This window comes from Streptomyces sp. NBC_01497 (assembly GCF_036250695.1).
Classification (GTDB): domain Bacteria; phylum Actinomycetota; class Actinomycetes; order Streptomycetales; family Streptomycetaceae; genus Streptomyces.
In genome coordinates this window covers 4,768,147-4,781,082 of record NZ_CP109427.1, presented here as the reverse complement: position 1 = coordinate 4,781,082, position 12,936 = coordinate 4,768,147, and the positions used below count along the sequence as shown (strand labels likewise).

The window sequence follows — 12,936 nt, the reverse complement described above, 5'->3', positions numbered from 1 at the left end:
CGTCCCCTGCGGGTCCTTGTCGTCCCGCGCCGTCCCGCACCGCTCCCTTGCCGGAGGGACGGACGAGGGCGCCCGGCGCGGGGGCCGTCCGCCCCGGTCCGCCGGGCCCGCGCGGTCTTCGGGATGATGACCGGATGCGTTTTCTGTTCGTCGGCGACTCCATGACCATCGGCCGCAACGGGGAGGAGACGTGGCGGTACTGGATGGCCCGGCACCTGCGCGGCTGCCCCGCGTGCGTGCGCCCGGGCGGCGGCCCCGCCTCCGTGGTCGGGCCCTGGACCCATCAGTACGCCGACGGTGACTCCACCGGAGCCGGCAGCGGGACCGGCACGGCAGTGACAGGTACGGCCGGAACCGGCAGGGAGGACAGCGGCAGGGAAGCCGGTGACGCGTCCGCCGGCCGTCACCGTCATCTCGCCGCCTGGGGCGAGGGCTGGCTCCACATGGCGTCCCGCATAGGCGCCGCCGTGAGCGACCACCGCCCCGACGTCCTGCTCGTCTCCCTCGGCCTGATCGACCTGGGGTTCTACACGGACAGCGCGGGGACCGACGCCAACGTGCGCCGGTTCTTCGCCGAGGCCCGCGCCGCCGGGCCCCGGATACGCGCCGTGGTCCTGCCCGTCGTGCCGAACGTACGGGCCACGACCGACGCCCCCTTCGCCGCCGAGGTCGAGCGTTTCAACGGGCTGCTGGCACGGACCCTGGCGGGCCTCACCCTGCCCGGTTCACCGCTGACGCTCGCACCGTCGCCGACCGCGCCGCCCGTCTCGTACGGCATCGCGTCCGACACGTACGACGGCACGCATCCGTCGCCCTCGGGCGCGCGCAAGCTCGCGGCGGCCTTCGCCCACGCCCTCCACGCGCCACCTGACCCGACCGCCCCGTCGCCGCCCGCCCTTCCCGCGGCTGCCATGGCCGGTCCGGGGTCGACGGGCGCGCCGGTGAGTCTGTTGGCGAGCGTGGAGAGCGTGTAGGCGCCAATGCCGAGGGCGACTTCGAGGGCCTCGCGTTCCGTGCAGCCGCACGAGCGGGAGTCGGCGAGCGCGTCACCTCCGGTGTCCCCGCCGTCGTGAGTACGGCCGACACACGAACCGGCCGACGCGAACCGCCGGACGGCCTCCGGCCGTCCGTCCGCCAGGGGCTGCCCTCTCCGCAGCGGCGGATCAGCCCCTCGTCGGCGTGCAGCGCGCGCAGCCGGGCGGTGAGCGGGGCCACGCAGACCCCGCAGCCGCGGCGCGACGCGACGTTCAGGACGACGACTCCCGGGCGACCGGGTCGAGCGTCGCGGCACCGAACAGCGCGAGGAGTTCCCGCAAGCCGCCGTCCCCGTCGGCCGGCCCTCGCAGGCCCCGGCGGATCGGCCAGGTGCCGGCGAAAGGACCTGCGTGTCAGCAGCAGTCCTCGCCGCGCCAGGCGCGGCGGCCGTCTCGGAGGGCCATGCCCGCGACGGCGAGTCCTGCGAGGGGGTCGACCCACCACCAGCCGAGCGCCGTGTCGGCCAGCAGGCCCACCAGCACGCCGGCCGCGAGGTAGGCGCACAGGAGGTTCTGGGCGCCCTCACCGGCAGTCGCCCCGGAGTCCAGGCGGGCGCCGAGCCGGCGCTTGGCGCCACCGAGCGCGGGCATGAGGACGACGCTGGAGAGCGTCAGCGCGATGCCCAGCGAGGACGTCGACGAGTGGCTGCCGCCGACCAGATCGACGAAGGACCGCACCCCGACATAGGGAGCCAGCAGCCAGAAGCTGACCGCCACCGCTCGCCGCGCCGTTGCCTCGGCGTGCGCGGAGTGGACGCGCGCCCCGGTGAAACGCCACACGACGATGACGCTCGCGAGTCCTTCGACGACCGACGACAACGCCCAGCCGACCAGTCCGATGGACCCTGCCCGGATACCGGCGACCAGGCCGAGCGCGCCTTCGAGCGTCATCCAGATCAGGCTCGCCCAGGCCAGCACCCTCGCAAGGCGGGCGTCGCGCAGCCACACGGCGTCCCGGACGGGCTCGGGGGCACCGCGCTCGTCCGTCCCCCCGCCGGGAGCGACCCGGGCGCAGCAGGTGTCGACCGCGACGGGTGCGGTTCCGGTCCCGGTATCGGTCCCGGTACCGGTACTGGTGCCGGTGCCGGTGCCGGTCGGTGACGGCGTGCGGCAGCCGTCCGCGCAGGCGTCGGGCGACGGGGTCCCGGCGCCGGCGCGGGCCGAGGGCAGCAGGACGTCGGAGCCGCTCCGCTCAGCCACGGGTCGCTTCCTCGTCGTGATCGGTGGCGTCCGGCGCGGGCGGGCAGCAGCCCGAACCGATGACGCAGTCGCCCGCGGTCCCGGCCGCCGGAGCGGCGGGCTCCGTGCCGGTGTCGTGCTCCACCAGCAGGACGAGGGCGGCGAGTTCGGCCAGTGCGTGGGCGAGGCGGGGATCGGAGATCCGGTACAGCGCACGGCGCCCGACCGCTTCACTGCGCACCAGCCCGCATCCGCGCAGGCACCCGAGGTGGTTGGAGACATTGCCCCGGGTGAGTTCCAGCTGGTCGGCGAGGTCGGCCGGATAGGCCGGGCCTTCCAGAAGCCTCAGCAGCAGCCGTCTGCGGGTGCCGTCGGCCAGTGCCAGACCGATGCGTTCAAGGGCGGCCACGTCGATCGCGACCGCCGGTGAGGGGATGTCCATGGGCCAAATAGTAAAGCCAACGCTGTATTCAGTCGCTGGTTAATACAGTGAAGACTGAACCAATTGCCGTCATCACCGAGGCAGCGAACCGCCCGCCTCGCACAGGGCGCAGGATCGTGTCGCGCCCGTGTCACCACGCACCTGTCCGCACTCCGGGCAGACCAGCTCCAGCATGCACGCGGGCTCACCGCCCTCGGCGGCCGCTTCTGCGGCCGGAGCCCTCCGGACCACCGGGGCCCGCTGCCCTTCCCGGCCCACCGGCTCTCCCGGCTCTCCCGGCTCTCCCGGCCCGTCGCCGCCCGTCGTCCCGTTCCGCTCCGTCGCCACGTACTCCCCGCCTCCCGCCGTCACGATGCCGCATGCCCGCCCGGCGGGCCCGCACCGCGCGAGGCCCCGCCGCTCCCGGCACCATCCTCCCGCCGGACGCGTGCGCACACCACGCACCCTTGCTTCGAGTCCGCTCGAACGCGTTGGGTATGACCCATGAAGTACACGCAACTCGGACGCACGGGACTCGAAGTCAGCCGCATCGTTCTCGGCACCATGAACTTCGGACCTCTCACCAACGAGGCCGACAGCCACACGATCATGGACGCCGCTCTCGACGCGGGCGTCAACTACTTCGACACGGCCAATGTCTACGGGTGGGGCGAGAACAAGGGCCGCACCGAGGAGATCATCGGCACCTGGTTCGCGGAGGGCGGCGACCGCAGGGACAAGGTCGTCCTCGCCACCAAGCTCAACGGCAACATGGCGGGCGACGGACCGCCCTGGCCGAACCACCACAAGCTGTCGGCGGTCAACATCCGCCGGGCGGTCGACGCGAGCCTGAAGCGGCTGCAGACCGACCACATCGACATCTACCAGTTCCACCACGTCGACCGGAACACGCCGATCGAGGAGATCTGGCAGGCGATCGAGGTCCTGATCCAGCAGGGCAAGATCCTCTACGCCGGTTCCTCCAACTTCCCCGGCTACAAGATCGCCCAGGCCAACGAGGCCGCCCTGCGGCGCGGGCGGGTCGGCCTGGTCAGCGAGCAGTGCCTGTACAACCTGGCCGAGCGGCGCGCCGAGATGGAGGTCATTCCGGCCGCGCAGGAGTACGGCCTCGGCGTCATCCCCTGGTCGCCGCTGCACAGCGGCCTGCTGGGCGGCGTGATCCGCAAGGAGCGGGAGCGCGGCGGCGACGCCGGTGGCCGCTCCGTGGGCCGCCTCAAGGACTCGCCGGCGCTGCGCGATCAGGTGCAGGCGTACGAGGACCTGCTCGACAAGCACGGCATCCAGCCGGGCGAGGCGGCGCTGGCGTGGCTGATGACGCGGCCGGGCGTAACCGGCCCGATCGTCGGCCCGCGCACGCTGGAGCAGCTGGAGTCGGGGCTCCGCGCGGTGGACCTGGAGCTGTCGGACGAGGTCCTGACGGGTCTCGACGAGATCTTCCCGGGCCCGGGCCCGTCGCCGGAGGCCTTCGCCTGGTAGGCGGTAACGGGATCGCCCAGGCATCGGGGCGGGTGGGGCGGGTGAAGCCGTACCGCCCGCCCCGGGGCCGTCCCGCCCGCGCCGGAATCCGCGCCGGAATCCGCCCAACGGCCGCGCCGCCGCGACGGCCGGGCGTGCGCTCAGTGCGTCGCGGCGGTCACCGCGACGATGGCGAACAGCAGCAACAGCACAACGGCCATGATCCGGTTCCGGGTTTTCGGGTCCACCCTCCGAGGTTAACGACCCCGTCCGAGCGGCCACCGCGCGAGGGTCTCGTAGCGGGGCCGCGCGCCGGGCGTCCGGCCGTCGGGCAGCCGGCTGCGGACGAGGCACAGGCCGTCCACCTGCCAGACCTCGCCCTCCACCGCCGCGAGCCGTTCGACGTGGGGCCGCAGGTCCACCGGGCTCTCCCCCGCGGCGGGTGCCGAGGCGCGGGCGAGGGTCAGGTGCGGCCGGTACGCGCGGTGCTCGTCCGTCCCGATCCCGGCGCGCCGGGACGCCGCACGTGCCCGTTCGGCCAGGCGCCGCAGCGCGGGGATGTCACCGTCGGCCCCGGCCCACAGCGCCCGCCCGCCGAAGTGCCCGCCGCCCGTGACGCGCAGCGGGAACGGCTCACAGCGGCGCGCCGCCCGGGCCAGCCGTTCGCCGAGGCCGGGCAGCAGGTCCTCGTCCACCTCGCCCAGGAAGACGAGCGTGAAGTGCCACGCCTCGCGGCCGGTCCAGCGCAGACGGCCCGCGCCGGGCAGATCGCGCAGCGGCGCCACGGCCGCCTCCAGGGCAGCCCTCACGTCGTCGGGCGGCAGCACGGCCGCGAACAGTCTCACGCCCACCACCCAAGCACGGCGCCCGCTCCGGCACCGGTCCCGGCGCCCGGCCCGCGCCCCGCCGTGCGCCGGCGCGCCCCGGGGCCGCCCGGTGCCCGCCCCCGGACGTGCGAAAGGGCGGGCCGCGCCGAACGCGCCGCCCGCCCTTTCGCACCGGGAGCCGGGATCACCCGACAGAGGCCAGCTCCGCCTCCCTGCGGCTGCCCTCGCGCGGAACGAGTTCCACGTACGGCAGTCCCCTGCGCACGCCCATCCGCGGCCGTACGCCGACGACCTTGACCAGGACGAACCCGACGACGAGCGCGGCGATCAGCGTGACACCGCCGCCCGCCAGGAAGCCGACGCGGGCGCCGAACCTGTCGGTCACCCAGCCCAGCAGCGGTCCGCCGATGGGGGTGCCGCCGACGAACACCATCATGTAGAGGCTCAGCACGCGCCCCCGCATCGCGGGCTCGGCGGCCATCTGCACCGTCGTGTTCGCGCTGATGTTGGTCGTCATGCCCATCATGCCGATCGGCACGAGGACCAGGCAGAACAGCCAGACGTACGGCGAGAAGGACACGAGGACCTCCAGCAGCCCGAACGCGGCCGCCGCGAAGACCAGCAGCCGCAGCCGCGTCGAGCGCCTGCGCGCCGCGAGGAGCGCGCCGATCAGTGAGCCCGCCGCCATCAGGATGTTGAAGAACGAGTACAGCCCCGCGCCCCCGTGGAAGACGTTGTTCGCGAACGCCGTCAGCCAGATCGGGAAGTTGAAGCCGAACGTCCCCACGAAACCCACGAGGACGATCGGGGCGATCAGCTCAGGCCGCCCCTTCACATACCGCAGGCCCTCCCTGAGCTGCCCCTTCCCCCGCTTCACGAGCCGGCCCTTGTGCAGTTCGCCGGAGCGCATGAGGAGCAGTCCGGTGAGGGGTGCGAGGAAGGACAGGCCGTTGAAGAGGAACGAGTAGCCGCTGCCGACCGAGGTGATCAGGACACCGGCGACGGCGGGACCGACCAGGCGCGCGGTCTGGAAGTTGGCCGAATTCAGGCTGACGGCGTTCCGCAGCTGGTTCGGGCCGACCATCTCGGAGACGAACGACTGCCGTGTCGGGTTGTCCACCACCGTCACGACACCGACGAGGAACGCGATCAGGTACACGTGCCAGACCTGGACGTGTCCGGACAGCGTGAGTGTCGCCAGGACGAGACCGCACAGGCCCATGGCCCCCTGCGTCCCGAGCAGCAGCCTGCGCTTCGGATAGCGGTCCACGAGGACGCCGCCGTAGAGGCCGAAGAGGAGCATCGGCAGGAACTGGAGGGCCGTCGTGATGCCGACGGCGGCCGAGGAGTGGGTGAGGCTGAGGACCAGCCAGTCCTGCGTGACGCGGGACATCCACGTACCGATGTTGGACACGACGGCACCGGTCGCGAACAGCCGGTAGTTGCGGATCTTGAGAGAGGAGAACATGCCGCCGGGCGCGGTGTCCGGCAGGGCCGCCGCACCCGTGTCGCCGCTGCCGGCGTCGGGGGCGGAAGGGGAGCCGGAGGCGGGCGCGGTGTCCGTGGCGGGTGCGTCCGGGGCGGGGGGATCGGTGACGGCGTCGGCCGCCGCGAGGCCCTCGCCGGCCGCTTGCGCCGTCCGAGCGGCGGTGGATACGGAGTCGGCGTCCGTACCGTCGCCGGATATGGCGGTCCCGGGGCGGGCCCCGGGAGTGCCGGGGGAGCTGGGAGTACTGGGAGAACTGTCTTCTGTGTCGTGGGCGGAGTGCGGTGCGGGGGCGGAGTCTGCTCCGGATCCCGTACTCAAAGTGCGTTCGCCTCCTCAGCGGTTACGCGATGGTGCGGCGCCGCCGTCACCGGCGGCGTGTTCGGGCAGCACGCGATGGCACACGTGCTTGTCGCGGCGCGGCTCCGGTGTCCGCCGCTCGCGACCCGTGAGACCTCACAGGTCGGCGAGCTTCTCCAGGACCGGGGCGGCCGCGCGCAGCTTCGCCCACTCGTCCTCGTCCAGGCCCTCGGTGAGAGAAGCCAGCCAGACGTTCCGCTTGCGGCGGCTCTCTTCGAGCATCGCCTCGGCCTGCTCGGTCTGGCTGACCACTTTCTGCCGACGGTCGTCGGGGTGCGGTTCCAGCCTGACAAGCCCCTTGGCTTCCAGCAATGCCACGATTCTGGTCATCGACGGCGGCTGGACGTGTTCCTTGCGGGCCAGTTCGCCGGGTGTGGCGGAGCCGCACCGGCGCAGCGTGCCCAGCACCGACATCTCGGTGGGGCTGAGCGACTCGTCCACACGCTGGTGCTTGAGCCGCCGCCCCAGCCGCATGACGGCGGAGCGCAGGGAGTTCACAGCGGCGTCGTCCTCGGCGCCGTGGGACAGGTCAGGCATGTATTTAGAGTAACTCATTACTCAATCTAAGTACCACCCGCATGCATCCATCTCGGGGTGGCATCGCCCACACAGTTCACTCGTACGAGTGAGACTCCTCCGGAAACCCTCCCGAAGGTCCGTACCGGGGCCGGACGCTTGCCGACATGGGATCGACAGTGCTCAGCCTGCGGATCGACGGTGAGCTGCTCGACCGGATCAGGCGCCACGCGGCCAGACGGGGGATGAGCGTGCAGGACTACGTGGTCAGAACGCTCGTACGGGACGACTTCGACGAGCGCTTCAAGACGGCCGTCGACGAGACGGAGAAGTTCTACCGGAGCTCCACCGGGTGAGCCGTGAGGCGCGCGTGGTGACCGGCGTGCGGTGAGCGCTCCGGGGCCACGGCGCCGGACCGGGGCCGTGGCCGCCTCCCTTGCCGCCCCCGATGGCCGAAAAACGTGCGGTCCGCCGGAGAAACGAATCTCCGGCGGACCGCACGTCCGCCCCGGGGGCCCGGACATCCCGCGGGCCCACACCCGCACCGCCGGCCGTACTCACGGCCGCGGACGCGCTACTCGTGTACGGGTACCGCACCACCGGGCCCTGCGCCGGGCCCGCTCACGCTCACGCGAGTCCGAGCGCCGGCATCAGGTAGTAGAAGAGGAAGACCGCCGACACCACGTACATCGGGGCCGGCACCTCCCTGCCGCGCCCCAGCGCCAGGCGCAGCACGGTGAAGGAGATGAAGCCGATGCCGATGCCGTTCGTGATCGAGTAGGTGAACGGCATTATCACCATCGCGAGGAACGCCGGAATGGCGATGGAGTAGTCGCTCCAGTCGATGTCCCTGATCGAACCGGCGAGGATCATGAAACCGACCGCGACCAGCGCGGGGGTGGCCGCCTGCGACGGCACCATCGTGGCGAGCGGTGTGAGGAACAGCGACACCACGAACAGCAGGCCGGTCGTGACGGACGCCAGGCCCGTCCGGGCGCCCTCGCCGACGCCCGCCGTCGACTCGACGAAGCAGGTACCGGCCGACGAGGAGCTCGCGCCACCCGCGGCGACACCGATGCCATCGATGAAGAGGATCTTGTTGATACCGGGGATCCGGCCCCGCTCGTCCGTCAGGCCGGCCTTGTCGCCGACGCCGAGGACCGTGCCCATGGCGTCGAAGAAGGACGACAGCAGCACGGTGAAGACGAAGAGGACGCCGGTGAGGATGCCCACCCGGTGGAAGCCGCCGAACAGGCTGATGTGCCCGAGCAGCCCGAAGTCGGGCGACGAGACGGGGTTGCCGGGCCACTTCGGCACCGTGAGGCCCCAGTCCGACACCTTCGCGACCAGGTTGACGACGATCGCGAGGACCGTCATCGAGACGATCGAGATCAGGATCGCGCCGGGGACCTTCCGTACCAGCAGCACCAGGGTGAGCATCGCGCCCAGCGCGAAGATCAGCACCGGCCAGCCGTTGAGGTGGCCGTCGCCACCGAGCTGGAGCGGGACGGTGGTCTCGGCGACGTCGGGGATACGGGAGACGAAGCCCGAGTCGACCAGACCGATCAGCATGATGAACAGGCCGATACCGATCGCGATGCCCTTGCGGAGACCGCCGGGCACGGCGTTCATCACGCGCTCCCGCAGCCCTGTCGCCACCAGCAGCATCACGACGAGACCGGCGAGCACGACCATGCCCATCGCGTCCGGCCAGCTCATCCGGGGCGCGAGCTGGAGGGCCACGACCGTGTTGACGCCGAGACCGGCGGCGAGCGCGATCGGCACGTTGCCGAAGACACCCATCAGGAGCGTCGTGAAGGCGGCCGTGATGACGGTCGCGGTGACGAGCTGCCCGCCGTTGAGGTGGTGCCCGAACATGTCCTTCGCGCTGCCCAGGATGATCGGGTTGAGCACGATGATGTAGGCCATCGCGAAGAAGGTGGCGAAGCCGCCGCGGATCTCGCGGGCGATCGAGGAGCCGCGCTCCGTGATCTTGAAGTAGCGGTCGAACCCGTTGTGCGGATCCGCGGGAGCGGGAGGCAGACCGGCGGGGTCGACCGGAGCGGAGGGCATGCGTGGAGACCTCAGTCGTCATCGATGGCGGGACGGGGGCGTAATCGGTCGGACGCGCTGCTCATTTGGATGTTCGAACGAGCAGATTAGGTCAACGATCAACCGGAAACCGTTTCAGTATGAATAAAAGTAGGTGAAGATCACCATCTCCGCGCGTAGATGCCCGATATATCGGGGCACACCTGTACATTCCCCCGGCCGGCTCGCCGGCCACGAGCACGCCCGGGTACTTGGACCTCTCTACGAAACGGCCCCGTGCCCAGCACCCGCGAGGACCCCACAGGGTCCGGTGACACCCCCCACATAGACTGAGGCCCATGACCGGTCCCACGGCGACGCCGCAGCGCGAGGCCCCCGCACCCCTCGAAGGGCCGATCGTCGCCACCGTCACGGGCGGCACGATCATCTGGCTCGTGATGTTCCTCGGCCAGCTGCCGTTCTACGGCTGGTTCAGCGACCACGGGCACGCCTGGTGGATCTGGACCTGCCTGGCCGGCGCGGGCCTCGGGTGCTTCGGCATCTGGTACGTCCGGGCACGGGAAGCGGCGATCAGGCATGCGGCGGCAGCCGACGCCGCGGAGCCCGGGAGCGGATCTCCGGCCGGATCCCGCGACCAGGAGCCGCCCTCCTCCGCCGACCGCAGCAACGGGACCGACTGACCCAGGGCCCTCCGCCCCGGGCTCCGGGACCCCGGTTCCGGGACCCACTCCCCCCGCGTAGGGGCCTCCCGCGTACGAGCCGGCGCGCCCGGCGCCCGCCGCACCGCGACACTCCCTCGCCCACGGCGCTGTCCGACGGGTGAGGCGGCACGTGCGCCCGTACCGTCACCACCATGACGCACGACGGCGGCGCCGAGCTCGATCCCGTCCACCCCGTCCCCCTCCCGCCCCCGCCCGACGCCGGGGTGCCGGCGTCGGCGCGGCGCGGGCTGACCGGCGCGGAGGTGGCGCGGCGCGTCGCGCGCGGCGAGGTCAACGACGTGCCGGTCCGCAGCAGCCGGTCCTTCACCGAGATCGTCCGTGCCAACGTCCTCACCCGCTTCAACGCGATCATCGGCGTGCTGTGGCTGCTCGTGCTGTTCGTCGCGCCGTTCCAGGACAGTCTGTTCGGCTACGTGATCGTGGCGAACACCGCCATCGGGATGGTGCAGGAGTGGCGGGCGAAGAAGACGCTCGACAGCCTCGCGGTGCTCGGGGAATCCCGGCCGACCGTCCGCAGGGACGGGACGCCGACCGAGGTCCCCGTCGCCGGAATCGTGCTCGGGGACATCATCGAACTGGGGCCTGGGGACAAGATCGTGGTCGACGGTTCGACCGTGGAGGCGGACGGCCTGGAGGTCGACGAGTCGCTGCTGACGGGCGAGGCGGACCCCGTGCTGAAACGAGCGGGCGAACCGGTGATGTCGGGCAGTTTCGTCGTCGCGGGCAGCGGGGCGTTCCGCGCGGAACGCGTCGGCCGCGAGGCCTACGCGGCCCAGCTCGCCGAGGAGGCCTCCCGCTTCACCCTCGTCGACTCCGAACTGCGCGGCGGCATCAGCCTGATCCTCAAGTACGTGACCTGGCTGATGGTCCCGACGGCGGTCGCCCTGATCATCAGTCAGCTGGTCACGGAGCGGCACGCGCTGAAGGACGCCATCGCGCGGACGGTCGGCGGGATCGTCCCCATGATCCCGGAAGGCCTGGTGCTGCTGACGTCGGTGGCGTTCGCCATCGGGGTTGTCCGGCTCGGCCGCAGGCAGTGCCTGGTGCAGGAGCTGCCCGCGATCGAGGGGCTGGCCCGGGTGGACACGGTCTGTCTGGACAAGACGGGGACGCTGACCGAGGGCGGCATGGACGTCAGCGAGCTGCACCTGCTCGGCGGCGCGGGACGGGCAACGGCCGCCGGCGCCCCCGAGGACCGGAACGACCCGGACGACGGAGAGGACCGGCAGGACCGGAACGGCCCGGACGACCGGGACCGCGACGAGGCGTACGTACGGCGGGTGCTGGGCGCGCTGGGGGCCGCCGACCCCCGGCCGAACGCCAGCCTGCGCGCGGTCGTCGCCGCGTATCCGGCGCCGCAGGGATGGCGGAGCACGGACGTCCTGCCCTTCTCCTCGGCGCGCAAGTACAGCGGAGCGGTGCTCACCGACGAGAGCGGGGTGCCGACCGGATGGCTGCTGGGCGCGCCCGACGTCCTGCTGCGCCGCGACGACCCGGCGCTGCCGGAGGCGGACGAACGGGCCGCCCGCGGCCTGCGCGTCCTGCTGCTGGCACGGCGGGACGACACCGTCCCCCGGGAGCGCACAGGACCGGACGGGAACGGGTCGGACGAGGGCCCCTCGATCGGGCCGGACGAGGGGCCCTCGATCGGGGCAGGAGACGGTGGGGCGTCAGGGCCGGGCGGGGCCGTGCGCCCGGTGGCACTCGTGGTGCTGCGGCAGCGGCTGCGGTCCGACGCGGCCGCGACGCTCGCGTACTTCGCGGAGCAGAACGTCGCGGCGAAGGTCATCTCCGGTGACAACGCCGTGTCGGTCGGCGCGGTCGCGGCACAGCTCGGGCTCCCCGGCGCGGACCGTACGGTCGACGCGCGGCGGCTGCCGGCCAACGACCCCGCCCGGACGGCCGACGCCCTGGAGGCGGGCGCGGTCTTCGGCCGGGTCACCCCGCGGCAGAAGCGCGACATGGTCGCGGCGCTCCAGTCGAAGGGCCACACGGTCGCGATGACCGGCGACGGGGTCAACGACGTACTGGCCCTGAAGGACGCGGACATCGGCGTGGCGATGGGCTCCGGCGCGGAGGCGACACGCGCGGTGGCGCAGATCGTGCTGCTCGACAACAGCTTCGCCACCCTGCCCTCGGTGGTGGCGGAGGGGCGGCGGGTGATCGGGAACATCACCCGGGTCGCGACCCTGTTCCTGACGAAGACGGTCTACTCAGTGCTGCTCGCCGTGTTCGTCGTCTGCTTCCAGGTGCCGTACCCCTTCCTGCCACGGCACTTGACGCTGCTGTCCACCCTCACGATCGGCGTTCCGGCGTTCTTCCTGGCGCTGGCCCCCAACCACGAGCGCGCGCGGCCCCACTTCGTGAGGCGGGTGCTGCGCTACTCCGTGCCGAGCGGGGTGATCGCGGCCGTCACGACGTTCACGACGTACCTGCTGGCCCGTCACTACTCGACGGGTCCCGACACCCTGGGCGCCGAGACCAGCGCGGCCACTGTGACCCTGTTCCTCGTGTCGCTCTGGGTGCTGGCCATCATCGCGCGTCCTTACACCTGGTGGCGTCTGGTGCTGGTGGCGGCGATGGCCGCGGCGTTCCTGCTGGTCCTCGCGGTGCCGTCGTTCCAGCGCTTCTTCGCGCTGAAGCTGGTCGGGGAGACCATGCCCTGGACGGCCGTGGGCATCGCCGCCGTGGGCGGGGTGCTGCTGGAGGCGGCGTGGTGGTGGATCGCCCGCCGGACGGTGGAGAGCGGGACGTGACCGCCCGGCGGAGCCGGGGCGCACCGCCCCGGCTCCGCCGCCGGTCCGGCCGTCGCTGCCCCCGGCCGTCGCCGGTCCGGCCGCGCGAGGGGCGCGACCGGACCAAC

11 protein-coding genes are annotated in these 12,936 nt (G+C 72.3%); 5 read left to right on the top strand and 6 right to left on the bottom strand.

Going from position 1 to position 12,936, the window contains the following annotated elements; translation table 11 throughout:
- The first annotated feature begins 134 nt into the window (after positions 1 to 134).
- Entirely contained in the window at positions 135 to 974 is an 840-nt protein-coding gene (locus OG310_RS20200; RefSeq protein WP_329457275.1) for a GDSL-type esterase/lipase family protein, read from the top strand.
- Positions 975 to 1,388: 414 nt separating this feature from the next.
- Here the strand turns inward: OG310_RS20200 and OG310_RS20195 are convergent, their stop codons facing one another.
- Entirely contained in the window at positions 1,389 to 2,234 is an 846-nt protein-coding gene (locus OG310_RS20195; RefSeq protein WP_329457274.1) for a hypothetical protein, read from the bottom strand.
- Positions 2,227 to 2,655 (bottom strand): ArsR/SmtB family transcription factor, encoded by a 429-nt coding sequence (locus OG310_RS20190; protein ID WP_329457273.1) that lies wholly within the window; start codon positions 2,653 to 2,655, stop codon positions 2,227 to 2,229. Before OG310_RS20190 ends, OG310_RS20195 begins: the two co-directional genes overlap by 8 nt.
- Positions 2,656 to 3,138: 483 nt before the next feature.
- Between OG310_RS20190 and OG310_RS20185 the strand changes: the two genes are divergently transcribed.
- Complete coding sequence (locus OG310_RS20185) at positions 3,139 to 4,131, top strand: aldo/keto reductase (protein WP_329457272.1); 993 nt, start codon at positions 3,139 to 3,141, stop codon at positions 4,129 to 4,131.
- A gap of 236 nt (positions 4,132 to 4,367) precedes the next feature.
- Here OG310_RS20185 and thpR read toward each other — a convergent pair whose 3' ends face one another.
- The 3 genes from thpR to OG310_RS20170 all read right to left on the bottom strand — a co-directional run bounded on the left by thpR (position 4,368) and on the right by OG310_RS20170 (position 7,320).
- Complete coding sequence (gene thpR, locus OG310_RS20180; protein ID WP_329457271.1) at positions 4,368 to 4,955, bottom strand: RNA 2',3'-cyclic phosphodiesterase; 588 nt, start codon at positions 4,953 to 4,955, stop codon at positions 4,368 to 4,370.
- 166 nt (positions 4,956 to 5,121) lie between these two features.
- Complete coding sequence (locus OG310_RS20175; RefSeq protein ID WP_443078873.1) at positions 5,122 to 6,405, bottom strand: MFS transporter; 1,284 nt, start codon at positions 6,403 to 6,405, stop codon at positions 5,122 to 5,124.
- A gap of 474 nt (positions 6,406 to 6,879) precedes the next feature.
- A complete protein-coding gene (locus tag OG310_RS20170) occupies positions 6,880 to 7,320 on the bottom strand; it encodes a MarR family winged helix-turn-helix transcriptional regulator (protein WP_329457270.1) in 441 nt (146 codons plus the stop codon).
- Positions 7,321 to 7,466: 146 nt separating this feature from the next.
- Between OG310_RS20170 and OG310_RS20165 the strand changes: the two genes are divergently transcribed.
- Entirely contained in the window at positions 7,467 to 7,655 is a 189-nt protein-coding gene (locus OG310_RS20165) for a ribbon-helix-helix protein, CopG family (RefSeq protein WP_329457269.1), read from the top strand.
- A 271-nt stretch (positions 7,656 to 7,926) separates the two neighbouring features.
- Here OG310_RS20165 and OG310_RS20160 read toward each other — a convergent pair whose 3' ends face one another.
- A complete protein-coding gene (locus OG310_RS20160) occupies positions 7,927 to 9,372 on the bottom strand; it encodes an NCS2 family permease (protein ID WP_329457268.1) in 1,446 nt (481 codons plus the stop codon).
- 317 nt (positions 9,373 to 9,689) lie between these two features.
- On the opposite strand from OG310_RS20160, the gene OG310_RS20155 reads away from it, so the two are divergent.
- Both OG310_RS20155 and OG310_RS20150 read left to right on the top strand, forming a co-directional pair.
- Positions 9,690 to 10,031, top strand: coding sequence for a DUF2530 domain-containing protein (locus tag OG310_RS20155; RefSeq protein ID WP_329457267.1), 342 nt, complete (start codon positions 9,690 to 9,692; stop codon positions 10,029 to 10,031).
- A 173-nt stretch (positions 10,032 to 10,204) separates the two neighbouring features.
- Entirely contained in the window at positions 10,205 to 12,829 is a 2,625-nt protein-coding gene (locus OG310_RS20150) for an HAD-IC family P-type ATPase (RefSeq protein WP_329457266.1), read from the top strand.
- Positions 12,830 to 12,936: the final 107 nt, after the last annotated feature.